Here is a 24,216-nt window from a genome sequence, read left to right as displayed (position 1 = left end):
CGACGCAAGCCCGCGTCCTGACGGCGCCTGCGCACGGCGGCCGCCGTGCGCGGTCCGGCATCAGGCGAAAACGATCGTCTTGTTGCCGTCGACGATGACGCGGCCCTCGACGTGCCAGCGCACGGCACGGGCGAGCACCTGGCGTTCGAGATCACGGCCGAGGCGGCGCAGGTCGGGCACTTCGTGGCGGTGCGAGACGCGGCCGGTGTCCTGGTCGATGATCGGCCCCTGGTCGAGGTCGGAGGTCACATAGTGCGCGGTGGCGCCGATCAGCTTCACGCCGCGCGTGTACGCCTGCTGATAGGGATCGGCACCGACGAACGCTGGCAGGAAGCTGTGGTGGATGTTGATGATGCGATGCGGATAGCGCGCGACGAAATCGGCCGACAGGATGCGCATGTAGCGCGCCAGAACGATGAAGTCGGTCTGGCCGTCGAGCAGCGCCAGCATCTTCGCCTCGGCTGCGACGTGCGTCGCCGCGTCGATCGGCACGTGCTCGAAGCGCACGCCGAAGCGCTCGACCTCGGCGCGCAGATCGTCGTGGTTGGAAATCACGACCGGGATATCGACGCGCAGTTCGCCGCGCTGCCAGCGCCACAGCAGCTCCATCAGCGCGTGATCGTGCTTGGAGACGAGGATCGCCATGCGCGGCTTGTCGGCCGCGTAGCTGATGCGCCAGTCCATCGTGAAGCGGCTGGCGACGGCATCGCGGAACGTGCGCTCGAGCGCGGTGCGCGAGACGTCCAGATGCGGCGTCTGGAATTCGAGGCGCAGGAAGAAGCGCCCGCCTTCCGGATCGGTCGAGTGCTGATCGAGCTCGGTGATGTTGACGCCGTGGTGATACAGGAACGTCGTGACCGCGGCGACGATGCCCGGCTGGTCCGGACAGGTGATCAGCAGGCGGGCGGTGGTGTCGGATTCGGTCGTCATGGCGCGCAGCGAGGCCCCGCGGCACGTGCGGGAGGCGCGTTTATACCGGAAGCGGCGCCACCGGGGAACTCCTCAGCCGCCGCGCGATGCGCGTCCGCGGCTCAGGTCTTGACCAGATCCTTGAGCTTGGCAGCCTCGTCCGGGAACCACGGGCCGTTGGCCTTCAGCGTCTCGGCGACGACGCGCCGGGCGTCGGCGTCGCGATGCAGCGCCTGCAGGGCCTTGACGCGATCCTGCGCAACCTTGAGCCGATTGACGCCATAGGCTCTGGCAGCGGCGGCATCGAGCTGCACGAGCGCCTGCTCGGCCTGGCCGCGCGCCAGCAGGCTCTTGCCCCAGCGCGCCGCGTAGACGTAATCGTCCGGCCAGGCGGCGATGAGCTTCGGCATCAGCGCGTCGTAAGCCGCGTAGTCGCCGCTGAGCTCGGCGAGCTGATCGCGGTAGATGCGCAGGTTGTCGTCGAGATTGCGGTCCTTCTTCAGATCGCCGCCGATCTGCCGCTCGACGTCGGTGATCGCCTTCTCGAGCAAGGTCCGGCGCGCCGCCTGGTCGCCGAGCACGGCGTCGACATCGGCGAGCGCGAGCACGGCGGACCGCTTGTCCGCGCACGGCGCCGGCCCGAACACGCCGTCGGCGACCAGCTTCTCCATCGCCGGACGCTGCGCGGCGACCAGCGCCTTGGCGTCGGCCTGCTGCGTCGCGAACGCGAGATAGCGGTCGAGTTCGTACGGGCGCTCGCAGCCGAGCTCGCCGGCGAGCACCTGTGCGCCGACCGCCAGCGCGGCCTTCGCATCGTTCTGCTGTACCGCCTGCAGGAACTGCAGGCGCGCGACGAGCAGCTGCGCGGCGGCATCCCGGCGCAGCGCCTCGCGCGCCGGTGCCGGCAGCGCCGAGAACCAGCGCAGGCCGCCGTCGGCGTCGTAGCGCGCCTGGTAGGACTTGAGCACGGCGCGGCCGGCCTCGACCGATGCCGCCGAGCCGTCTTTAACCTGCTCGGCGACGGCCGTCAGCGGCTGCCCGCCGTCGACCAGCCGGTTGATCTGCGGATAAAACTCGGCGCGCGTCTGCTCGCCGAGGATGCGTCCCAGCTCGCGGCCCTCGCCGTCGAGCACGAGGTAGCTCGGCAGGGCCTTGATGCCGTAGCGGTCCTTGAGCGCCGCGCCGTCCGGCGAGTCGGCGTCGACCTCGACGACCACGGCCTTCTTCTCGACCGCGTCCCAGTCGGCGCCGGTCAGCACGTTGGTCGCCATGAAGTAGCAGGAGTAGCACCACGGCGCATGGAAATCGACGACCAGCGGTGCCTGCCGCGCACGCGCCTGGGCCAGACCTTCGTCGAACGACAGCGAGGCCCGCGTCGCGGCCGGCGCAGCGTCGGCAACCGGGGCCGGCGCCGGAGCCTGGGCGGACTGGCGCTCGCCGCAGGCGGCGAGCAGCAGGGCGACGGAGACGAGCGACAGCAGCGGGCGGTTGGACATCACGGCTCCAATGCCGGCAGGACCGGCACATCGTTCGGGGGCTTGGCATAGTAAGCGATGCGCACGTCGCGGCGGCGCCCGCTCGCCGGATCGGGGATGTTGGACAGCCCGCGGTACTCGAGCAGGCGGCGCTGCGCGGGCGCGTAACGAAGTTCCAGCGGAGCGACGAACCAGCGCAGGACCGAATCCGGTTCGACACGCAGGCGCACGGCCGCGCGCCCCTCGAACAGCCCGTCGTCGACGCGCCGCACGACGAATTTGTACGAATCGAGGCTGCCGGCGGCAGCAAGCTGAAGATGCAGCGCCCGTCCGGACATCAGCTCGTCGAAGCGGGCCCGTATCAGCGCGTGAAAACCGGAGTCGGCGCACATCGAGGCCAGACGGGGAACCGCGGTTTCCTTCAGTTCCTCGCCACGGCGCAGACGCCGGCGCATGTACACGCGCTCATCGACACGGAAGATCGCCTCCAGATAGCCGCTGGCGTCCATTTCGAACCGATACACGGGCACATAGGGATCCTGCGAGAAATCGAGCGTCTTGCGGCCGAGCCGCGTGCCGTCGGCCGCGTAGTAGGCGATCGTGCCGCCGAGCCAGCGCTCGCCATCGACGCGCTGGTCGTGCACCTCGGTGTAGAGATAGCGGTTCGAGCCAAGGTCGTAGGCATATCCATAGAATTTGAGCGGCTGAGGCCCGGCCGCCGCCGTCAGCGTCCCGATCGCGCCCATCATCGCGCCGATCAGGGCCGCGCGGCGCGGCGTCACGGCGCAGCACCCGGCGCGCCGCGGCGCGCGAACAGATAATGGGCGACGCCCCACTCCTCGCCGTCGTCGTAGCCGAACAGCTCGGCGACCGCCATGTAGAACATGCGCCAGCGCTGCAGCCACCGCTCGGCCTGATCGCCGTAGGCCTCGTGCAGCATCGGCAGGAGGATCTCGCGCTGCGCGTCGAGCCGCCCGAGCCAGTGATTCGAGGTCTTCTCGTAGTGCCGGCCGTTGACCCACCACTGCCCGACCGGCTTCAGATCGTCCTGGAAATGCGCGAACAGCGCCGCGCTCGGCATGGTGCCGCCGGTGAAGAAATGGCGGCTCATCCAGTCGCTGTGGCCCTCGTCCTGGAAGTGATACGCCAGCAGCTTGTGCGCGAACACGTGCACGAACAGGCGCCCGTCCGGCGCGAGCCAGCGCGCCAGCTTGGCGAACAGCAGGCCGTAGTTCTTCATGTGCTCGAGCATCTCGATCGACAGCACCCGGTCGAAGCCGTGCTGCAGCAGCTCGGCCGGCATCTCGAAGTCGACGATGTTGCCGGTGACGATGCGCAGATTGCGCAAGCCGCGCGCACGGGCGCGCGCCTCGATGAACTCGCGCTGCCCGTGCGAGTTCGACAGGCCGACGATGCGCGCGTGCGGGTAGCGCTCGGCCAGCCACAGCGACAGCGAGCCCCAGCCGCAACCGAGATCGAGCATCGACTGGCCGTCGGCGAGGCCGGCACGCTCGGCGTAGAGCGCCAGCATCCGCTCCTCGGCCTCGGCCAGCGTCTCGTCGCCGCGCGGATACAGGCAGCACGAGTACTTGAGCCGCGGGCCGAGATGGCCGTGGAAGAACGCCGCCGGCAGCTCGTAATGCTGCTCGTTGGCGGCGCCGGTCTCGATCGCGATCGGGCTGGCACGCAGTTCGTCGAGCAGACGGGAGAAGCGCGCGGCGCGGCGCTCGCCATCGCGGCTGCCCTCGTCGACGAGCCGCTGTCCGATCAGGCGGCGCATGCCGGCGCGTGCCAGCGGATCGGGAATCCAGCCTCGCTCACAGCAGTCGATCGCATTCAGGGTCACGGGGCATCGTCCTCTCGGCGTTTGGGAAACCAGGGCAGCAGCGCGTTCGTGGTGCGCATGTACTCGGCGTAGCCCGGCTTGCGGCGCACCAGCTCGCGTTCGAGCAGCGGCAGGCCGGACAGGCGGGTCAGCAGCAAGGCCATCACCACCGGCGCCGCCAGGCTGACCCAGCCCCACGGCGCGCCGAGCGCCAGCGGCACGTAGGCCAGCCAATGCAGGCATTCGAAGAAGTAGTTCGGATGGCGCGAATAGCGCCACAGACCGCGGCGACAGACCCTGCCGCGATGTGCCGGCTGCGCACGGAACGCGCGCAGCTGGCGGTCCGCGAGCGCCTCGCCGGCGACCGCGACGGTCCAGATCAGGATCGCCAGCACGAGCGCCGCGGCCGACGGCGTCGAGGCGCGATAGGCCACCGGCAGGAACGCCGAGGCCGCGAGCAGCAGCGTGAACAGATTCTGGAACTGGAAGAACCAGAACAGCCGGAATTGCGCCTGCGGGCCCCACGCGGCGCGCAGCTGCGCGTAGCGCCAGTCCTCGGGCTGGGCGTGGTTGCGGCGCCACAGATAGACGCCCAGACGCAGCCCCCAGAGACCGCCCATCGCCGCCAGCAGCACGCGCAGGCCCGGCGGCGCGCTGCCGGCCAGTGCATAGACGACGGCGAGGCCGCCGAGCGTCCATGCCCAGATCGCATCGACCGTGCCGGCGTTGCCGGTACGGCGCTGCAGCAGCCAGGCCGCGCTCTTGGCGGCGGCGGCGATCAGCACGGTCAGCAGGAAAGCAGGCAGCGGCGGCATCGGGAATCTCCTTCGATTCCCCTTTACGCGCGAACCGCGGCAATGGATGCCGCGGCAGGCGCGGCGGCGAGCGCGGCGCCGGCCGGCGCCGCCTAAGCCGACAGATCGAGCAGCCGGCGGGCGCCGTCGGCCAGGACCTGCCGCCACGGCAGGCCGACGATCTCGCGGCCGGTCACGCTGTCGGCGAACGGCATGCGCTCGCCGTCGCCGATGACGTAGCGGTAGTCCATCGTCACTTCAGTGCCGGCCGGCAGATCGTCGAGCGCGAAGATGAAGCCGAGGTGCCAGAGCGCGGTCGGCGCGAAGCTGTGGTTGACGTAGCACTCGTCGCTCCACTCCGGCGTCAACGAAAACCAGTTCTCGAACCAGCGCACGCTGGACTCGACCTCGATCGAATCGGCCGCGCAGGCGCGCAGCTTGGCCTCGGGCCACACGGTGTGGATGTTGTCCGGCGCCACGATCACGGCGCCACGCGACACCGCCTCGTCGAGATAAAGGCCCTTGCCGGCCTGGGGAATGAGCGATGGGGCGACTCGATAGCGAGGGACGATCACGGCGACGAAAAGCCAAACCGGTGGCGGAGCCTCGCAGCTTAGTGCCTCGCCGCTGCTCCGTCAGCACGAATCGGCGATGCGGGCGGGCACCGGCACGATGGCACTTCGTCAGAATCCCGTCAGCCACTTGACAATACGCGCCGCTCGCTCGTCGGCCCGCGTCCGTCGATAATGTGCCGGGGCGCGACAGAGCCACGTCGCGCGCAGCAAACACAAAGGGAGATTCATGCAGAAGCAGTTGATCGTACTGGCCATGGGCGCATGGCTGGGCAGTGCCGCCGCGGCCGAAAATACCGACACGCCGCCCGCCGCGACGCCGGCGACCGTCGAGGCCCCTGCCGCCGACGGCGCCGCGACGGCCGCAGCAGCGGCCGATACCGCACCGGCGGCCGCGGCAAGCCGCTCGCATCACGGGCTTGGCCTGCGCTTCGGCACTGGCGGATTCGGCGTCGACTACACCTATGGCCTGAGCCGCTACGTCGATCTGCGCGCCGGCTACCAGTTCGGCAGCTACTCGTTCAACGCCGAGGAAGAAGGCATCGACTACCGCGCCAAGCTGAAGATCAGCGCGGCCGAAGCGATGGTCGACATCAAGCCGTTCGGCGGCGGCTTCCGCCTCAGCCTCGGCGTGCTGAGCCGCATGCCGGAGGCGACCTTGAAGGCCGCCGGTCTCGACGACTACGAGATCAATGACACCATCTATCGCGGCGATCTGAAGCTCAATGGCCGCGTCGATCTCGGCAAGGTCACCCCATACGCCGGCATCGGCTGGGGCGGCACGACCAATGGCAGCGGCTTCGGCGCCAGCTTCGATCTGGGCGTGATGTTCGGCAAGTCGCCGAACGTGCGGCTCGACGCCAGCGGCCGGGCCTGCGATGCCAGCGGTGGCGTCTGCGATCCGAACGGTCCGGAAGGCTTCGACGTCAACGGCACCACGGCGCTGGCCCAGCAATTCCAGGCCGACAAGGACGCCGAGATCGCCAAGCTCGAGGATGATGCGAAGGACTTCCGCTTCTGGCCCGTGCTGACGCTCGGCCTGCATTACCGGTTCTGATCGGCACCGCAAAAAAGGCCGCCCGCGGGCGGCCTTTTTTGTGCGCGTGCCTCAGTGTCGCGTCTCGTTCGAGGGCTGCATGTGGGCGCTGAGGAACAGCTGCTGCACGTCCGCCTCGTCGAAACGATACTCGCGACCGCAGAATTCGCAGGTCACGTCGAAACGGCCGTGCGTCTTCAGATGATCGGCGATCTCTTCGGCGCCGAGCGACAGCAGCATCGCGCCGATGCCCTCGCGCGAACAGCGGCAGGCAAGCCGCACCGGCTGCGGATCGAACACCCGCACCGTGTCCTCGTTGAACAGGCGGCGCAGGATCGTCAGGCCGGGGGTCCTGGCCAGCTCATCCTCGCCGAGCGTGTCGAACAGCACCTGCACGTGTTCCCAGTGCAGCTCGCTGCTGTTCATCTCGCCGAGCGGCAGGCGCTGCAGCATCAGGCCGCGGACGTGCGTGCCGTCGTAGGCCAGGCGCAGCAGCGACGGCAGCTGCTCGGACTGCGCGAAGTAGTGCTCGAGGGCGTCGGCGAGGCGCTCGCCTTCGATGCCGACGATCGCCTGGTAGTCCTGCCCACCGTTCTCCGGCTCGATCAGCAGGCCGAGGCGGCCGCCATGCAGCAGCGCAGTGAAATCGCCGCTGGCGTCGGCCCTGGCCTTGGCCATGCCGCGCACGCGCAGGCCCCGTTCCGGATCGCCGTCACGACCGTGCTCGACCTGGGTGACGAGCATCTGCACCGGCCCCTCGGTGTGCTGGAACTGCAGGCTGATGCGGCCTTCGAGCTTGGTGTGGGCGGCGAGCAGCGGCATCGCCGCGATCGCCTGGGCGAGCAGCCGGCGCACGTCCGCCGCGTAGGGCCGAGAGCCCAGCATCGTATCGACGCCAGCCTCGTACTCGACGACGGCGCCACGCACGCCCAGTTCCGGCAACAGGAATTCGGTGAGTCGGTTGTTCATCGGCGCTATATGGGGCGGACCAGGGGCTTATCAACCACGGATTCCACAGACAGGCAAGAGACCAGCGTCGCTTCCAGTCCGCACCATCTGTGCAATCCGTGACTCCGGCTTCTGCCGTCTCAGCCCGCCAGCTTTTCCTTCAGCAGCCGGTTCAGCGCCTCCGGATTGGCCTTGCCCTGCGTCGCCTTCATCGCCTGGCCGACGAAGAAGCCGAACAGCTTGTCCTTGCCGGCGCGGTAGTCGGTGACCTGCTGCGGGTTCTTCGCCATGATGTCGTCGATCGCCGCCACGATCGCCGACTCGTCGGTGATCTGCACCAGGCCCTTGGCCTTGATGATCTGGTCGGCGGCGTCGTCACCCGTCGCCTCGCCGGCCAGCATCGCCTCGAACACGTCCTTGGCGATCTTGCCGGAGATGGTCTTGTCGGCGATGCGCACGACCAGACCGGACAGCATCGGCGCCGTCACCGGCGAATCCTCGATGCCCTTGCCGAGCTTGTTGAGGGCGCCGAGCAGATCGGTGATGACCCAGTTCGCGCAGGTCTTGGCATCGGCCTTCGAGGTCGCGATCACGGCCTCGTAGTAATCGGCGAGCGCCTGCTCGCCGGTCAGCACGCCGGCATCGTAGGCGGGCAGCTTGTACTGCTCGACGAAGCGCGCGCGCTTGGCTTCCGGCAGCTCGGGCATCGTCGCACGGATGCGCTCGATGTCCTCGCTCGTCACCACCACCGGCAGCAGGTCCGGATCGGGGAAGTAGCGGTAGTCGTTGGCGTCTTCCTTCGAGCGCATCGAACGCGTCTCGCCGGTGTCCGGATTGAACAGGCGCGTTTCCTGGACGATCTTGCCGCCCGACTCGATGACGTCGATCTGGCGCTCGATTTCATATTCGATCGCCTTCTCGACGTAGCGGAACGAGTTGACGTTCTTGGTCTCGGTGCGCGTGCCGAACTTGGTTTCGCCGCGGCGGCGCACGGAAACGTTGGCGTCGCAGCGGAACGAGCCTTCCTGCATGTTGCCGTCGCAGACGCCGAGGTAGACGACCAGCTGGTGCAGCTTCTTGAGATAGGCCACTGCCTCGGCCGCCGAGCGGATATCCGGCTCGGAGACGATCTCGATCAGCGGCGTGCCGGCGCGGTTGAGGTCGATGCCCGACTGACCGACGTAGCCTTCGTGCAGCGACTTGCCGGCGTCTTCCTCCATGTGCGCGCGGGTGATGCCGATGCGCTTGACGGTCTTGCTGCCATCGGGTCCGTCGACCTCGATGTCGAGATGGCCGTCGAACACGATCGGCAGCTCGTACTGCGAGATCTGGTAGCCCTTCGGCAGGTCCGGATAGAAGTAGTGCTTGCGCGCGAACACGCAGCGCGGCGCGATCTTGGCGTCGACCGCCAGACCGAACTTCACCGCGTATTCGAGCACTTTCCGGTTCAGTACCGGCAGCACGCCGGGCAGACCCAGCGTGACCGGATCGGCCTGCGTGTTCGGCGCCGCGCCGTAGGCGGTCGCCGCGCCGGAAAAGATCTTGGACTGCGTCAGGAGCTGGCAGTGGACTTCGAGTCCGATCACCACTTCCCAGGTAGAGCTGTCGTATGCCATGTCGGTGCGCCCTTAAACGTATGCCTTGGGCATCTGCTTGTGGAAATCGGTTGCCTGCTGGAACTGGTGCGCGACGTTCAGCAGCCTGGCCTCGCTGAAGTAGTTGCCCATCAGCTGCAGGCCGACCGGCAGACCTTCAACGAAGCCGCAGTTCAGCGACATCGCCGGAATGCCGGCGAGGTTGGCGGCGATCGTGTAGATGTCGTTGAGGTACATCGCGACCGGATCGTCGGTCTTGCTGCCGAGGCCGAAGGCGACGTCGGTCGCGGTCGGCCCGAGCACCAGGTCGACGCGCTCGAACGCGCGCTTGAAGTCCTCGTAGATCAGCTTGCGGACCTTCTGCGCCTGCAGGTAGTAGGCGTCGTAGTAGCCGTGGCTGAGCACGTAGGTGCCGACCATGATGCGGCGCTGCACCTCGGCGCCGAAGCCCTCGCCGCGCGAGCGCTTGTACAGCTCTTCCAGCGTCTTCACGCCCTCGGCGCGATGGCCGTAGCGCACGCCGTCGAAGCGCGCCAGATTGGAGCTGGCCTCGGCCGGCGCGACGACGTAATAGGTCGGCACCGACAGCGGCGAGTTCGGCAGCGAGATCTCGACGATCTCGGCGCCGAGCGACTGCAGCGTCTTGATCGCCGCGTCGATCTTCTCGCGCGAGCTGGCGGCGAGGCCTTCCGCGAAGTATTCCTTCGGCAGGCCGATCTTCAGGCCCTTGATCGACGCGCCGAGGCCGGCGACCAGATCGTCGACCGGCCGCTCGATGCTGGTCGAGTCGAGCGGATCGAAGCCCGACATCGCCTGCAGCACATGGGCGGCGTCCTCGGCCGAGCGGGCGACGACGCCGGCCTGGTCGAGGCTGGAGGCGAAGGCGATCATGCCGTAGCGCGAGACGCGGCCGTAGGTCGGCTTGATGCCGGTCAGGCCGCACAGCGCGGCCGGCTGACGGATCGAGCCGCCGGTATCGCTGGCGGTCGCGGCCGGCGCCAGACCGGCGGCGACGGCGGCGACCGAGCCGCCCGAGGAGCCGCCAGGCACGCGCGTCGTGTCCCAGGGATTCTTCACCGGACCGTAGAAGCTGGTCTCGTTCGACGAGCCCATCGCGAACTCGTCCATGTTGCACTTGCCGAGCATCACCATGCCGGCGTCATGGTGCAGCTTCTGCACGATGGTGGCGTCGTACGGCGCGATGAAGCTGTCGAGCATCTTCGACGCGCAGCTGGTCTTGACGCCGAGCGTGCAGAAGATGTCCTTCTGCGCCAGCGGGATGCCGGTCAGCGTGTGGGCATCGCCGCGCTCCAGCCGCGCGTCGGCGGCCTCGGCGTGCTTCAGCGCGCGCTCGGCGGTGACAGTGATGTAGCTGTTGAGCGCGCCGTCGTGCCGCTCGATGCGCGCGAGGTAATGGGCGGTCAGCTCGCGCGACGAGAACTTCTTCGCGCGCAGCCCCTCGGACATTTCTTTGATGGAAAGCGTGTGCATGCTTCGATTCCGGATCGGTTGGCGGCGCTGCCCTCAAGGGCCGGCGCCGGGCCGCCCGCATCGGCGGGCGGCACGCGAATTCACTCGATGACCTTGGGCACCAGATACAGGCCGTTGTCGACCTCCGGCGCGATCGCCTGGAAGGCCTCGCGGCGATCCGGCTCGGTCACGGCGTCGGCGCGCAGACGCTGGTGCATGTCCAGCGGGTGCGCCATCGGCTCGACGCCGGCGGTGTCGGCGCCCGACAGCTGGCCGACCAGATCGAGGATGTTCGACAGCTGCTGAGCGTAGGGGCCGATCTTCTCGGCCGGCAGTTCGAGGCGCGCCAGATGGGCGACCTGCTTGACGTTTTCGGGAGAGAGACTCATCGCGGTGGCGGGCTTTGTCTGACGGGGTTTTCGGGCTGTTGCGACCGGCCGGATTTGACGCCGTTCCGGGGGCCTGACGGGCCCGGGAAATGGTTTATGATGTGCGAATGCACAATTCTACTGGAATGTGAGAAGGTGCATCGCCGCCCCGATGCGGCGACACAGCGTTTCCGGCGGCGCCAGGCTGCCGGGACTAAAAACTGAAACCGTATCCCATCAGGCCTCCCGAGATGTTTGACGCCGTACGCCGCTTGTTTGTCAACGACCTGTCCATCGACCTGGGCACGGCCAATACCCTCGTCTACGTCCGCGACGAGGGCATCGTCCTCAACGAACCGTCCGTGGTCGCGATCAGCGTCGACGCGCGTGGCGCCAAGAAGGTCCAGGCGGTCGGCATCGAGGCCAAGCAGATGCTCGGCCGCACCCCGACCAATATCACCACCGTGCGCCCGCTGCGCGACGGCGTGATCGCCGACTACACCGTCACGGAGAAGATGCTGCAGAACTTCATCCGCAAGGTGCAGAAGGGCCGCATGACGCGGCCGATGACGCGCGTCGTGGTCTGCGTGCCGTACGGCTCGACGCAGGTCGAGCGCCGCGCCATCCGCGAGTCGGTCGAGAACGCCGGCGCGCGCAAGGTCTGGGTCATCGAGGAACCGATCGCCGCCGCGCTCGGCGCCGGCATCCCGATCGGCGAGGCGCGCGGCTCGATGGTCGTCGACATCGGCGGCGGCACCTCGGAAGTCGCCGTCATTTCGCTCAACGGCATCGTCTACGCCGAGTCGGTGCGCATCGGCGGCGACAAGTTCGACGAGGCGATCGTCAGCTACGTGCGCCGCCAGTACAACATGCTGATCGGCGAAGCGACCGCCGAGCGCATCAAGATCCAGATCGGCACGGCGTTTCCGGGCCACGAGGTGCAGGAAATCGACGTCGTCGGCCGCCATCTGGCCGCCGGCGTGCCGCGCAACTTCACGATGAACTCGAACGAGATCCTCGACGCCCTGCAGGAGCCGCTGTCCGGCATCGTCAAGGCCGTCAAGCAGGCTCTCGAGCGCACCCCGCCGGAACTGGGCTCCGACGTCGCCGAGCGCGGCATCGTGCTGACCGGCGGCGGCGCCCTGCTGCGCGATCTCGACAAGCTGATCTCCGAGGAAACCGGCCTGCCGGTGATCATCGCCGACGACCCGCTGACCTGCGTCGCGCGCGGCGGCGGCATGGTGCTCGACATGCTCGACCGCCAGTCGGATTTCTACAGCCTGGACTAAGACGCCCCAGGGCCGGTGCCCGCATGGCCGGCGGGCACCGGCGTCCGGCGTTGCCGGAGGTCCCCCGCGCCTCTATGCTGCGGCCAGTTTTTAACCATCTCGCAAGCCTGACGGCGCGCCCTTGAACTCGCTGCACGACTCCTACCACCGACCGCTGTTCCCGCGCGGCCCCGGTTTCGGCCTGCGGACGCTGTTCCTCATCGGCCTTTCGCTGACCCTGATTTTCTACGACATGCGCGGCGACACGCTCAAGCCGGCGCGTGCGTGGACGGCCTATGCGCTGACGCCGGTGATCTGGCTGGCCGCGGTGCCGGCGCGCCTGGTCAACCTCGCGCGCGGCATCGACACGCGCAACAGCCTCGAGCAGGAGAACGAGACGCTCAAGGCGCAGCAATTCGTGCTTTCGGCGCAGCTGTCGAAGATGGAGGCGCTGGAAGCCGAGAACCGGCGCCTGCGCGAGCTGCTGGCCTCGTCGGCACAGCTGCCGGACCAGGTCCTGGTCGCCGAGATCGTCGCCGTCAACCAGGACCCGTACCGCCACCAGATCACGCTGAACCGCGGCTCGCGCGACGGCATCTACATCGGCCAGGCGCTGGTCGACGCGCACGGCGTCATGGGCCAGGTCGTCGACGTCGCGCCGAACAGCTGCAAGGCGCTGCTGGTCACCGATCCCGATCACGGCATGCCGGTCGAGATCAATCGCACCGGCCTGCAGACCATCGCCGTCGGCCTCGGCGACGAGCGCGGCCTGCGCCTGCCGTTCCTGCCGTCGAACGCCGACATCAAGAACGGCGACCTGCTGGTCTCGTCCTCGCTCGGCGGCCGCTTTCCGGCCGGCTATCCAGTCGGCATCGTCTACGACGTCAAGCCGGTCGCCGGCGAGCATTTCATGGAGGCCTACGCCTATCCGGCTGCCAAGCTGAACCAGGGCCGCCAGGCGCTGCTGGTCTGGAACCGCGGCGCGCAGGCCGAGGCGGAAGCCGCCGCGGCCGCCGAGCGCGCGGCCGTGCAGGAAGATCCGGACGCCGCCGTGCGTGCCGCCGGCGCCGACGCGCCCGCCGCCGCGACGCCGCCCGCCGCGACCACCTCACCGGGCCCGACCGGTGCCGCGACCACCCCGCCGACCGCCACGCCGGCCGCCCCGAAGGCCGCCACGCCGAATGGCGGCGCGGCCGCCGGCACGGCGCAGGCCGAGGCGCCGAAGCCGGCGGCCCCGAAAGCGGCCCCGGCCCCGACCCGCAAGCCGGATCCCCCGGCCAGGAAGCCATGAGCCGTCCGAGTCCGCAGGCCGTCTGGGCCGCCTTCCTGCTGAGCCTGATCGTCGGCCTGCTGCTGCAGCTGGTCGAGCTGCCCGATTCGCTGTCGGCGGCGCGTCCCTTGTGGATGCCGCTGATGCTGTCCTACTGGGCGCTGCGCGAGCCGCAGCTGCCGTCGCTGATCCCGGCCTTTCTGATCGGCCTGATGCTCGACGTGCTGTACGCCGCACCGTTCGGCCAGCACGCGCTGGGCCTGGTGGTGGTCGTGTATCTGGTCGTGCGCCTGCGCAGCTTCTTCATCATGTTCCCGCTCTGGCAGGCGACGCTCGCGCTGATCCCGGCCTGGGTGCTGTATTGCTTCCTGATGTTCTGGATCGACGGCGCCACCAACCATCGCCCGGAAATCTGGCTGCGCTGGCTGCCGGCGATCTCGACGACGCTGTTCTGGCCGCTGCTGTGGAGCGTGATGGAACTGATCCGCCAGCCCGGCGGAGACGATGACTGATGACCCTGTTCGGCAAGCGGCGTCGTGACGCGCTGAAGAACGTCCACGCCGAGCGCGACGCCTTCCTGCGCCGCGCCGGGGTCGCCGTGCTGTTCTGCCTGGTCGGCGTGGTGGTGCTGGTCGTGCGCCTGGTCGACCTGCAGATTGTCGAGCACGAGCACTACCAGACGCGCGCCGACGAGAACCGCATGCGCGTCACGCCGGTCGCGCCGGTGCGCGGCCTGATCTACGACCGCAACGGCTCGCTGCTGGCGCAGAACCAGCCGGCCTTCGTGCTCGAAGTGACGCCGGAGCAGGTCGGCAATCGCGAGGCGATGGACGCGCTGCTGGCGCGGCTGCAGCGCGTCGTCGCCCTGACCGACGCCGACATCACCCGCTTCAAGGATCGCGTGCGCAAGTCGCCGCGCTACCGCGGCGTGCCGCTGCGCTCGAACCTGACGATGGAAGAGGTCGCGCGCTACGAAATCGACCGCTACCAGTTTCCGGGCGTCGAGATCAACGCCGGCCTGACGCGCAACTACCCGTTCGGCGCTTCGGCCGCGCATCTGGTCGGCTACGTCGGCGGCATCAGCGAGGAGGAGCTGCGCGCCGCCAACGAAAGCCAGTTCCTCGGCCTCACCCAGATCGGCAAGAACGGCGTCGAGAAGAGCCAGGAAGATCTGCTGCGCGGCGAACCGGGCGCCAAGATCATCGAGGCCAATGCCTACGGCCGGCCGCTGCGCGAGCTCGACTACCGGCGCGGCTATCCGGGCCGCAATCTGTATCTGTCGATCGACACCAAGGTGCAGACCGTCGCCGAACAGGCGATGGGCAATTTCCTCGGCTCGGTCGTCGCGCTCGATCCGCGCAACGGCGAGGTCATCGCCCTGGTCAGCAAGCCCGGCTTCGACCCGCAGCTGTTCGTCGGCGGCATCGACAACAGCACCTACCAGACGCTGCTGAACGATCCGCAGCGGCCGCTGTTCAACCGCTCGCTGCAGGGCCTCTATCCGCCCGGCTCGACGGTCAAGCCGGCGATGGCGCTGGCCGGTCTCGAGTACGGCGTCGTCACGCCGGAGCACACCGAGTACTGCCGCGGCGAGATGACGCTGCCCGGCTCGTCGCGCAAGTACCGCTGCTGGCGACGCTCCGGCCACGGCACGGTCGACATGCTCGAAGGCGTCAAGCGCTCCTGCGACATCTACTTCTACAACCTGGCGACGATGCTCGGCATCGACCGCATGCACGAGGCGATGACCGGCTTCGGGCTTGGCCACGTGACCGGCGTCGACCTGCCGCTCGAGAAGGGTGGCCTGTACCCGTCGCGCGAATGGAAGCGCAAGGCGCGCCGCGAGAACTGGTATCCGGGCGAGACACTCAACACCGGCATCGGCCAGGGCTACGTGCTGGTCACGCCGCTGCAGCTCGCGCAGATGACGGCGCGCATCGCCATGCGCGGCGACGGCTACAAACCGCACGTGCTGCACGCGATCGAGGATCCGATCACGCGCAAGCTGTCCGAGATCCAGCCGGAGCCGCTGCCGAAGATCGACCTCAAGGACAACGCCAACTGGGACACGGTGATCGCGGCGATGGAAGCGGTCACCCAGGAACCCGGCGGCACTGCCTACGCGATCGGCCGCAGCGCGCCGTACCGCATCGCCGCCAAGACCGGCTCGGCGCAGGTCGCCGGCCTGCGCCAGGACGAGGTGCGCGCGCCGAAGCAGGAAGACATGCCGCTGCGCCTGCGCGACCACGCGCTGTTCATCGCCTTCGCGCCGGCCGAGGCGCCGCGCATCGCCGTCGCGGTGATGGCCGAGCACGGCGGCCACGGCGCCTCGATCGCCGCGCCGATCGCGCGGCAGGTCATGGACCAGTATCTGCTCGGCTACGTGCTGTACGGCAACGAGAACGCGACCGAGGCCTCGAGCCGCGTGACCCCGTCGATCGTGCCGGGCCTGCCGGTACCGCCGGAGCTGCAGCAGATGCTGCAGAAGCCGGTGCCGTCCGCCGCACCGGCCGCCGCCGCGCCAGCGGCGCCGGAGACGCCGGACGCGGCCCCGCCGGAGGAGGAAGACCGTTGATCGCTGACGTCCTGCACCCGATGCGCAAGCGTCCGGACAAGCCGGAGCCCGGCCTCGCCGACTGGCTCGAGAGCTGGCACATCGACATCTGGCTGCTGCTGCTGCTGCTGGCAGTCGCCGGCATCGGCATCTTCATCCAGTACTCGGCGTCCGGGCATTCGATCGACGGCGTCATCAGCCAGGCGCAGCGCGTCGGCCTGGGCCTCATCGTGATGGCGGTGATCGCGCAGGCGCCGCCGGACCTGTATCGGACCGTGGTGCCCTGGGCCTACCTCGGCACGATCGTGCTGCTGGTGCTCGTCGAACTGCTCGGCGACCACGCCAAGGGCGCGCAGCGCTGGCTCGATCTCGGCATCATCCGCTTCCAGCCCTCCGAGTTCATGAAGCTGGCGATGCCGACCACGATCGCCGCCTTCCTGCACACGCGGCGCCTGCCGCCAACGCTGCTGACGATCCTCGTCACGCTGGCGCTGATCGGCTTGCCCTCGGCGCTGATCGCCAAGCAGCCGGACCTCGGCACCGCGCTGCTGATCGTCGCCGCCGGCGGCTTCGCGCTGTTCCTCGGCGGCCTGCAGTGGCGCTGGATCATCGGCGCGCTGCTGGCGATCGGCGCCGCCGCGCCGATCCTCTGGGAACAGCTCCAGGACTACCAGCGGCAGCGCATCCTGACCCTGCTCGATCCGGAGTCCGACCCGCTCGGCGCCGGCTACCACATCACCCAGTCGATGATCGCGATCGGCTCCGGCGGCGCCTTCGGCAAGGGCTGGCTCAACGGCACGCAGGCCAAGCTCGACTTCCTGCCGGAAGCGCACACCGACTTCATCTTCGCGGTGTACTCCGAGGAGCTGGGCTTCATCGGCGTCATGCTGCTGCTGGTGCTGTATCTGGCGATCGTCGGCCGCTGCCTGTGGATCGCCGCGCGCGCCCAGGACACCTTCCAGCGCCTGCTCGCCGGCAGCCTCGGCATGACCTTCTTCATCTACGTGTTCATCAACATCGGCATGGTCATCGGCCTGCTGCCGGTGGTGGGCGTGCCGCTGCCGCTGGTGAGCTACGGCGGCACCTCGGCGGTTTCCCTGCTCGCGAGCTTCGGTATCCTGATGTCCATCCATACCCACCGCAAGCTGCTCGCCAACTGATGAGGCCGATCGCCCGCGCCGCCCTGCTCTGCTGTCTGCTGTCGCCACTGCCGGCTGCCGCCGACGGCGTCGACTACAGCGCCCACCCGCGCACGCCGGAGCTGCTCGACACGCTGCGCCAGCGCCACGGCTTTTCCGAACCGGAACTGCAGCAGGTCAGCGCCGCGCTGGCTGCGGCCAGGCAGCTGCCGCAGCTGATCTCGCAGGAGCAGAAGGCGCCGGAGCGCACCGAGACCTGGACCCAGTACTCGCGCCGCATCGACGAGGCGCGCATCCGTGCCGGCGCGGCGCTGCTGCGCGAGCACCGCGAGGAACTGTCGCGCGCCGAGTTCGAGTACGGGGTGCCGCCGGCGGTGATCGCCGGCATCCTCGGCATCGAAACCCGCTACGGACGCATCACCGGCGGCGTGCGCGTGCTCGACGCGCTGGCCACGCAGGGCTTCGATCATCCGACGCGCAGCAAGTTCTTCTTCAGCGAGCTGACCGAGTTCTTCGTGCTGTGCCGCGACGCCGGCTTCGACCCGCTGCAGCCGAAGGGCTCCTACGCCGGGGCAATGGGCGACGCGCAGTTCATGCCGAGCAACTACCGCCGGCTGGCGCTCGACTATGACGGCGACGGCCAGCGCGACCTGTGGTCGCTGCCGGACGCGATCGGCTCGATCGCCAATTACTTCACGCACTACCAGCCGGACTGGCGCTGGCGCCGCGGCGAGCCGGTGGCAGTGCCGGCGACGCTCAAGGGCGACGCGCTGCCCAAGGGCGCGGTGGCGAATTCGCGCGACAACTTCTACCGGGTCGGCGACCTGGTCCGGGCCGGGCTGGCGCCGGCGATGGAACTGCCGGCCGACACGCTGGTCGGAATCGTCGAGCTGCCGCTCGACGACGGCGGCCGCGAGTACTGGCTCGCCTTCCCGAACTTCTATTCGATCATGACGTACAACCCCCGCATCTTCTACGCGATGGCCGTCGCCCAGCTGGCGCAGCGCGTCGAGGCCGCCGCCGGCGCGACCGCGCCATGAGGCGCTGGCGCGCGCTCGCCGCGGCGCTCGCGCTGCTGCCGCTGGCCGCCTGCGTCGGCCCGGCGCCGCAACCGGAGCCCGGCCGGCCGACGAGCGGCGGCGGCGGCAGCGGCGGCACGGCCGGCCGCGCGCACGGCCACACGCGGCCGCGCGTCGTCATCGCCGAACCGGACGTCAAGGACAGCGCGCCGACGCGCGGCGAAATTCCCGCCGACGTCGCCAACACGCCGGACGCGGTGCCGAAATGGGAGCCGCGCAGCCGCTCCGGCAACCCGACCGAGTACGAAGCCTTCGGCGAGATCTACCGCGTGCTCGACGACACCGAGGGCTTCACGCAGCGCGGCCGCGCCTCCTGGTACGGCAAGAAATTCCACGGCCGCAAGACGGCCAGCGGCGAGCCCTACGACATGTTCGCGATGACCGCCGCGCACAAGACGCTGCCGATCCCGAGCTACGTGCGCGTCACCAATCTCGACAACGGCCGCAGCGCCGTGGTCCGCATCAACGATCGCGGTCCGTTCCACTCGGAACGCATCATCGATCTGTCGTACGCCGCCGCCGCGCGCCTCGGCATCATCGGCGACGGTCACGCCGAGGTGCAGATCGCGGCGCTGCAGCCGGGCGACGACAGCCGCGCCATCGCGTCGGCCGAACCGCTGCCCGATCCGGTCGCGGCCGCGCCGTCGCGGCCGCCGCCGACCAAGGTCGTGCGCGGCGACTCCAGCCCGGGCGGCCGCTGGCTGCAGGTCGCCGCCTACGTCGATCCGATCAACGCCGTGGCGATGCGCGACGAGCTGGCGGCGCGCGGCCTGTCCGGCGTCGCCGTGCGCGACGGCCAGGGCGGCAAGCTGCATCGCGTCGTCATCGGTCCCTACGCCTCCGAGGCCGACGCCCAGGACGTGCGCGACTGGCTGCACGGCGCCGGCTACGCCGCGTTCTGGCTGAAGGAATGAGATCGCCACGCGCCGCCGACAGGGGCGGTGCGCTGCCGTAAACTGCAGGCCCCGCAGTTCCCCGTACCGCCGCACAAGGTTTCGACGTACCGACAATGAAAAAGCTGCTACTCGCCACCGTTCTCGCTTTCGCCGCACCGCTGGCGCACGCCGCCGCGATCCCCGATCCGCCGGCCATCGACGCCACCGCCTACGCGCTGATGGACTACGCCAGCGGCGAGCTGCTCGCGGCGTCCAATCCGGACCAGCGCGTCGCCCCGGCCAGCATCACCAAGGTGCTGACCAGCTACATCGTGTTCGACGAGATCGCCCAGAAGCGCCTGTCGCCGGACGACGAGGTGCTGATCAGCGAGAAAGCCTGGCGCCAGGGCATCGACTCCAGCGAGTCGCGCATGTTCATCCAGGTCGGCTCGCGCGTGAAGCTGATCGACCTGATGCGCGGCATCATCATCCAGTCGGGCAACGACGCGACGCTCGCGGTCGCCGAGCACGTCGCCGGCAGCGAGCCGGTGTTCGCCGATCTGATGAACCAGTACGCGCAAAAGCTCGGCATGAAGAACTCGCACTTCGCCGACGCCTCCGGCCTGCCGGACCCGAACCACTACACCACGGCCCGCGATCTGACGATCCTGGCGCGCGCGCTGATCCACGACTTCCCGGACTGGTACAAGCTGTTCTCGGAGCGCGAGTTCGTCTACAACAAGATCAAGCAGCCGAACCGCAATCTGCTGCTCGGCCGCGACCCTTCGATCGACGGCATCAAGACCGGCCACACCTCCGAGGCCGGCTACTGCCTGCTGACCTCGGCGCAGCGCGACGGCCGCCGCCTGATCGCCGCCGTGATGGGCACCAAGAGCTGGGCCTACCGCGAACAGGCCAGCCTCGAACTGCTGAACTACGGCTTCCGCTTCTTCGACACCACCAGCCTGTTCGGCCCGGACAAGCCGGCGCAGACGGCGCGCGTCTACAAGGGCGCGACCGACAGCATCGCGATCGGCACGCTGGAACCGGTGGCGCTCGCGCTGCCGCGCGGCAACGCCGAGCGCGTGCAGATCGCCGCCACCGTCAACGCCCCAATCGTCGCGCCGCTGGCCAAGGGCCAGACGCTCGGCACGGCGACGATCACGCTCGACGGCAAGACGCTGAAGAGCGTGCCGCTGGTCGCGCTCGCCGACGTCGAGCAGGGCGGCTTCTTCCACCGCCTGATCGACACGATCCGCCTCTGGTTCGGCTGGTAGGCGCGTTCGCGGCACCCGACGGCGGCCCTGGTGGCCGCCGTTTTCGTTGGCGCGAGCCGCGCACGCTCGTTCAGCGCCAGTCCATCGCCAGGCTCAGGTACACGCTGCGCGGCGCGCCGAGCCGGAAGCTGCCGTGGTTGTCGTTGTCGACGAACTCGGACGGCGAGATGTAGCCGATGTAGTGCTCGTCGAAGAGATTGTGGACGGTGAGCTGCAGCTGCAGGCCGGCCCCCTGCGCGCGCGCCGCCGCGAATTCGTAGCCAAGCGCGGCATTGACCACGGTATTGCCGGGCACGTGCTCGTCGTTGGTCGCGGTCGAGTAGCGGCGGCCGGTGTACTTGGCCTCGGCGCTCGCCGACAGGCCGCCGCGGCGATACTGCACGCCGAGGCTCGCCATCAGGTCCGGGGTGTCCGGCAGCGCCTTGCCGGCCACCGACACCGTCATCGTTTCCTGCAGCGCCGCGTCGTAGCGCTCGTAGTCGCTCTGGAAGCGCGAGCGGTTCAGCGACAGCGTCGAGCCGAGGCGCCAGCCGCGCGCCGGCTTCCAGAACGATGCCGCCTCGACGCCGCAGGTGCGGATCGAGCCGACGTTGCGATAAACCTCCTCGCTGATCCGGTACGGGTTGGTGACGGTCAGCGTCAGGATGCGATGCGCGTAGTCGATGTAATACATCGACAGCGCGGCGCTGAAGCGCTCGCCGTGGCCGCGCAGGCCGAGGTCGATATTGTGCGAGGTCTCCGGCCGCAGCCGCGGATCGTAGGTGACCGAGCCGATCGCGTTGCGCGGCGCGGTGCTGAAGTTCTCGGCGTAATTGCCGAACAGTTCGAACACCTCGTCGAGCCGATAGGTGAGGCCGAGCTGCGGCTGGAACGCGTCGCGGTCGACGCGCGCGATACGCGCCAGCTGCTGCAGGTTGAACGCATCGCGGTTCGGAATGCCGTGGAATTCGCGGTCGACGTACAGGCCCTTGAAGCCGACGTCGAGCTGCAGCCGGGCGTCGAACCAGCGGCTGCTGTCCTTGAGGTAGTACTGCGCGACCCGCGTGTCGTAGTGGCGATCGTAATAGACGACGATCGGCGCGGCGCCGTCCTCGATGTGGCCGTCGTCGTCAACGTTGTACAGCGGCCGGTCCTGCGCGAAGCGGTAGCGCTCGATCCAGCCGCCGGCCTGCACCGTATGGCGCCAGGCCTCGTAGCGCAGGCCCAGCGTCAGGCCGCGACGGTCGCCTTTGAGCGATTCCAGGCGCTGGGTGATGCCGCTGCCGTCGTACGGCACGATGTCGGTGCGTCCGGGCACGCCGGTGTCGGCGGACGTCGCCTCGTCGTATTGCGAGATCGCGGCCGACGGCGCGACGCCGGCATAGCCGTAGCCGCGCTTGTGCTCGAAGTACGGCAGCGCATCCAGCTTCCAGCCGGCGGCCAGTTCGGATTCCCAGCGCAGGCTCAGCAGGTGGTCGGTGCGGCCGTTGGTCCAGTAGCCGTAGTACAGCGCATCGCGCTCGGCATCGCCGGTCGGCCGCTCGAGCAGGTCGAAGCTCGTCGCGACGCGGCCGCGCGCGTCGTAGTCCTGCATGTCGTGATCGTCGCGCTGGCCGTAGCGGTAGCTGAGCAGCGCGCTGCCGAGCGCGAAATCCTGGCGCAGCTTGAACGTGGCGTGGTCGACCGCCATTTCCGCGCGCGAATTGTCGAACTGCACGGCGCGCGTGCGCGAGGCGCTCGCGTAGGCGATCGGACCGCCGGCCCACCACGGCGGCGTGTCGAGCCGCGCGTAGAGCCGCGTCAGGTCGTTGCTGCCGATCACCGAGGACAGCGCCGCGTGCCAGTCACCGCCGGGCTCGGCGGTGAAATAGCGCACCGAGCCGCCGAGCGCGTGATACGAGGGCATCATCACGTCGCCGGAACCCTGCGCGACGGTCACCGTCGACAGCTCCTCGCTGTCGACGAAGCGCTCCGGCGGACTGCCGTCGCGCACGTCGTAGGTCTCCAGCGGCACGCCGTCGAGCGAAGTCCCGACCTGCTCGCTCGAGAAGCCGCGGATGCGCAGCGAATTGCCGAATTCGTAGAGTCCGAACGGATCGCTGTTCTGCACGCTGACACCCGGCAGCTCGGCCAGAAACGCCTGCGCCGGAGCCCCGCCCAGGCGCGCCGGCGCATCACGCGGCGCCAGCGTGTTCGAGGCGCGCGTGTAGCCGTGCCCGATCACCAGCAGGTCGTCGATCAGCTCGGACGCATCGGGGGATGGCGGCGGCGGCGGCGCGGGCTCGCTGGCGTCGGCGACGATCACCACGGTATCGGCGCCGACCACCTGGAAATGCAGCGAGGTGCCGCGCAGCAGCGCCTGCAGCGCCGCCGCCGCCGTCACGCGCTGCATGACGCCCGGCGAGCGCAGGCTGCGCAGGTCGGCGGCCGCGGTGACGATCTGGATGTGGGTCAGCTCGGAGAACGCGGTCAGCGCCGTCGCCAGCGACTGCGGCGCGATGCGGAAATCGCTTTCGCTGGCGAGATCAGCGTGCGCGAGCGGGCTGCCCAGCGCGAGCAGCAGCAGACCGGCCCAGGACATCCTGGCCCGCCGCCGCGCCTGCCGCTCGCCGTCCGTTCCGATGGTCACTGCTCTCGCTGTGCCGCCCACGCTCGCACCGGTCACGTGCATGCACCTACGGCAGCCTGCGGCGGGCGCACCGATCGGCTGCATCGCCCGCCCGCGGCGGGTCATCGCCTACCTCAGATGCAAATCGCAGGCCACGACGAGGCGTCGGCGGACGCAAAAAAAAACGCGCGGCCGTGCGGCCGCGCGTCCTGGTGCCCGCTGGCGAGCGCTTACGGGCGCACGGCCATGACTTCGATTTCGACCAGGAACTGCGGACCGGCGAGCGCCGCGACCTGCACCGTCGAGCGCGCCGGCACGTTCGGCTGTTCCGGCGTGCCGAAGAACTTCGTGTACGACTTCATCATGCCGCCGAAGTCGAGCTTGCCGCCCATCGCCGGATCGCCGGCGAGGAACACCGTCATCTTGACGACGTCCTTCATGCCGAGACCCATCGACTTCAGCTCGGCCTCGATGACCTTGAGCGTGCCGAGCGTCTGCATCTCGGTGTTGCCGAGCGACGCCGGCGAATCCTTCGGCGCCTTCGGGTCGACAATGTCCTGCGACAGCTTGCCGGACAGGAACACCAGGGTCTTGCCGGCCGGCACCTCGACCGCCGAGGCGATCGGCGCCTTCTTCGGGTTGTAGATGACCACGCCCTTGTCGCCGGCGAGAGCCGGCACGGCGGTCAGCAGCGTGGCGCCGAGGGCGGCGGTGGTCAGCAGTTTCTTGATCATCATTCCTCTCCTGTTGAAGCGGTCTTGGGACGCAGCGCCTGCACTTCGGCAGGCGCCACGCTATCCGGGTAGTTGTTGCCGAAATGCGTGCGCACGTAATTGACGACGGCGGCCACCTGCTCGTCGCTGAGGGCGCGGCCGAAGCCGGGCATCGCGCGCGAACCGTTGACGACCAGCACCATCGGATACTGCCTGGCCGCCAGACGCGGATTGGCGGCGAGCGCCGGATAAGTGCCGGCACCGGTCGCACCCTGGGCGTCCGGCATGTGGCAGCCCTGGCAGATGCCCTTGTACAGCGACTCGCCGTCCTGCTCCTCGAACGAGTAGCCGCTGCTGAAAATGGTCGACGACGTCAGGTCGGCCTGCGCGTGCGCGCCGCCGGCGACGGCCGCGAACACGAGCGCGAACAGCGCTTTTGCGTGAATGCTCATCTGGCCCGGC

General features: G+C 69.1%; 22 protein-coding genes. 9 read left to right on the top strand and 13 right to left on the bottom strand.

The genetic code is table 11. From position 1 onward, the window contains the following. Window positions 1-60: 60 nt before the first annotated feature. The 6 genes from purU to H149_RS20045 all read right to left on the bottom strand — a co-directional run bounded on the left by purU (window position 61) and on the right by H149_RS20045 (window position 5,578). Entirely contained in the window at window positions 61-930 is an 870-nt protein-coding gene (gene purU / locus H149_RS0106785) for a formyltetrahydrofolate deformylase (protein WP_020648991.1), read from the bottom strand. Window positions 931-1,031: 101 nt separating this feature from the next. Further along, window positions 1,032-2,405 carry a thioredoxin family protein gene (locus tag H149_RS0106780; RefSeq protein ID WP_020648990.1) on the bottom strand — a complete coding sequence of 458 codons (1,374 nt, stop codon included), beginning with the start codon at window positions 2,403-2,405 and terminating at the stop codon, window positions 1,032-1,034. Further along, window positions 2,405-3,166 carry a hypothetical protein gene (locus H149_RS22060; protein ID WP_020648989.1) on the bottom strand — a complete coding sequence of 254 codons (762 nt, stop codon included), beginning with the start codon at window positions 3,164-3,166 and terminating at the stop codon, window positions 2,405-2,407. The genes H149_RS0106780 and H149_RS22060 overlap by 1 nt, the downstream gene beginning before the upstream one ends. Further along, window positions 3,163-4,164 carry an SAM-dependent methyltransferase gene (locus tag H149_RS0106770; RefSeq protein WP_083930873.1) on the bottom strand — a complete coding sequence of 334 codons (1,002 nt, stop codon included), beginning with the start codon at window positions 4,162-4,164 and terminating at the stop codon, window positions 3,163-3,165. The genes H149_RS22060 and H149_RS0106770 overlap by 4 nt, the downstream gene beginning before the upstream one ends. A gap of 62 nt (window positions 4,165-4,226) precedes the next feature. Beyond that, complete coding sequence (locus tag H149_RS0106765; protein WP_020648987.1) at window positions 4,227-5,024, bottom strand: DUF1295 domain-containing protein; 798 nt, start codon at window positions 5,022-5,024, stop codon at window positions 4,227-4,229. A gap of 92 nt (window positions 5,025-5,116) precedes the next feature. Further along, window positions 5,117-5,578 carry an SET domain-containing protein-lysine N-methyltransferase gene (locus H149_RS20045; RefSeq protein WP_039748286.1) on the bottom strand — a complete coding sequence of 154 codons (462 nt, stop codon included), beginning with the start codon at window positions 5,576-5,578 and terminating at the stop codon, window positions 5,117-5,119. Between the two features lie 226 nt (window positions 5,579-5,804). Between H149_RS20045 and H149_RS0106755 the strand changes: the two genes are divergently transcribed. After that, window positions 5,805-6,632: a hypothetical protein gene (locus H149_RS0106755; protein WP_020648985.1), complete on the top strand. Its 828-nt coding sequence runs from the start codon at window positions 5,805-5,807 to the stop codon at window positions 6,630-6,632. A gap of 51 nt (window positions 6,633-6,683) precedes the next feature. Here H149_RS0106755 and hslO read toward each other — a convergent pair whose 3' ends face one another. The 4 genes from hslO to gatC form a co-directional block, all read right to left on the bottom strand. Continuing rightward, window positions 6,684-7,580 (bottom strand): Hsp33 family molecular chaperone HslO, encoded by an 897-nt coding sequence (gene hslO / locus H149_RS0106750; RefSeq protein WP_020648984.1) that lies wholly within the window; start codon window positions 7,578-7,580, stop codon window positions 6,684-6,686. A 119-nt stretch (window positions 7,581-7,699) separates the two neighbouring features. Continuing rightward, entirely contained in the window at window positions 7,700-9,175 is a 1,476-nt protein-coding gene (gene gatB / locus H149_RS0106745; protein ID WP_020648983.1) for an Asp-tRNA(Asn)/Glu-tRNA(Gln) amidotransferase subunit GatB, read from the bottom strand. Between the two features lie 12 nt (window positions 9,176-9,187). Further along, window positions 9,188-10,645, bottom strand: coding sequence for an Asp-tRNA(Asn)/Glu-tRNA(Gln) amidotransferase subunit GatA (gatA, locus tag H149_RS0106740; protein ID WP_026352936.1), 1,458 nt, complete (start codon window positions 10,643-10,645; stop codon window positions 9,188-9,190). Window positions 10,646-10,725: 80 nt separating this feature from the next. Next, the gene (gene gatC / locus H149_RS0106735) at window positions 10,726-11,013 is read right to left on the bottom strand and encodes an Asp-tRNA(Asn)/Glu-tRNA(Gln) amidotransferase subunit GatC (protein WP_020648981.1); all 288 of its coding nucleotides are present in this window, start codon (window positions 11,011-11,013) and stop codon (window positions 10,726-10,728) included. Window positions 11,014-11,243: 230 nt separating this feature from the next. On the opposite strand from gatC, the gene H149_RS0106730 reads away from it, so the two are divergent. The 8 genes from H149_RS0106730 to H149_RS0106695 all read left to right on the top strand — a co-directional run bounded on the left by H149_RS0106730 (window position 11,244) and on the right by H149_RS0106695 (window position 20,454). Beyond that, window positions 11,244-12,281, top strand: a complete 1,038-nt coding sequence (locus H149_RS0106730) for a rod shape-determining protein (RefSeq protein ID WP_020648980.1) — start codon at window positions 11,244-11,246, stop codon at window positions 12,279-12,281. A 121-nt stretch (window positions 12,282-12,402) separates the two neighbouring features. Continuing rightward, window positions 12,403-13,551, top strand: a complete 1,149-nt coding sequence (gene mreC / locus H149_RS0106725) for a rod shape-determining protein MreC (RefSeq protein ID WP_020648979.1) — start codon at window positions 12,403-12,405, stop codon at window positions 13,549-13,551. Next, window positions 13,548-14,042, top strand: coding sequence for a rod shape-determining protein MreD (gene mreD, locus H149_RS0106720; protein WP_020648978.1), 495 nt, complete (start codon window positions 13,548-13,550; stop codon window positions 14,040-14,042). Before mreC ends, mreD begins: the two co-directional genes overlap by 4 nt. After that, complete coding sequence (mrdA, locus tag H149_RS0106715; RefSeq protein ID WP_020648977.1) at window positions 14,042-16,105, top strand: penicillin-binding protein 2; 2,064 nt, start codon at window positions 14,042-14,044, stop codon at window positions 16,103-16,105. The genes mreD and mrdA overlap by 1 nt, the downstream gene beginning before the upstream one ends. A 20-nt stretch (window positions 16,106-16,125) precedes the next feature. Next, complete coding sequence (rodA, locus tag H149_RS0106710; protein WP_020648976.1) at window positions 16,126-17,244, top strand: rod shape-determining protein RodA; 1,119 nt, start codon at window positions 16,126-16,128, stop codon at window positions 17,242-17,244. After that, complete coding sequence (gene mltB, locus H149_RS0106705) at window positions 17,244-18,263, top strand: lytic murein transglycosylase B (protein ID WP_020648975.1); 1,020 nt, start codon at window positions 17,244-17,246, stop codon at window positions 18,261-18,263. Before rodA ends, mltB begins: the two co-directional genes overlap by 1 nt. After that, window positions 18,260-19,216 carry a septal ring lytic transglycosylase RlpA family protein gene (locus H149_RS24190; protein WP_020648974.1) on the top strand — a complete coding sequence of 319 codons (957 nt, stop codon included), beginning with the start codon at window positions 18,260-18,262 and terminating at the stop codon, window positions 19,214-19,216. Before mltB ends, H149_RS24190 begins: the two co-directional genes overlap by 4 nt. 95 nt (window positions 19,217-19,311) lie before the next feature. Continuing rightward, on the top strand, window positions 19,312-20,454 hold the full coding sequence (locus tag H149_RS0106695; protein WP_020648973.1) for a D-alanyl-D-alanine carboxypeptidase family protein: 1,143 nt from the start codon (window positions 19,312-19,314) through the stop codon (window positions 20,452-20,454). 70 nt (window positions 20,455-20,524) lie between these two features. Here H149_RS0106695 and H149_RS0106690 read toward each other — a convergent pair whose 3' ends face one another. The 3 genes from H149_RS0106690 to H149_RS0106680 form a co-directional block, all read right to left on the bottom strand. Continuing rightward, on the bottom strand, window positions 20,525-23,014 hold the full coding sequence (locus H149_RS0106690; RefSeq protein WP_020648972.1) for a TonB-dependent receptor: 2,490 nt from the start codon (window positions 23,012-23,014) through the stop codon (window positions 20,525-20,527). Between the two features lie 257 nt (window positions 23,015-23,271). Then, the gene (locus H149_RS0106685; protein WP_436278843.1) at window positions 23,272-23,772 is read right to left on the bottom strand and encodes a RidA family protein; all 501 of its coding nucleotides are present in this window, start codon (window positions 23,770-23,772) and stop codon (window positions 23,272-23,274) included. 2 nt (window positions 23,773-23,774) lie between these two features. After that, the gene (locus H149_RS0106680; protein ID WP_020648970.1) at window positions 23,775-24,206 is read right to left on the bottom strand and encodes a c-type cytochrome; all 432 of its coding nucleotides are present in this window, start codon (window positions 24,204-24,206) and stop codon (window positions 23,775-23,777) included. Window positions 24,207-24,216: the final 10 nt, after the last annotated feature.

The organism is Solimonas variicoloris DSM 15731 (assembly GCF_000382285.1).
Classification (GTDB): Bacteria; Pseudomonadota; Gammaproteobacteria; order Nevskiales; family Nevskiaceae; genus Solimonas; species Solimonas variicoloris.
Note: the sequence above shows the minus strand (reverse complement) of the source record. Positions and strands in the feature narration are given on the sequence as shown.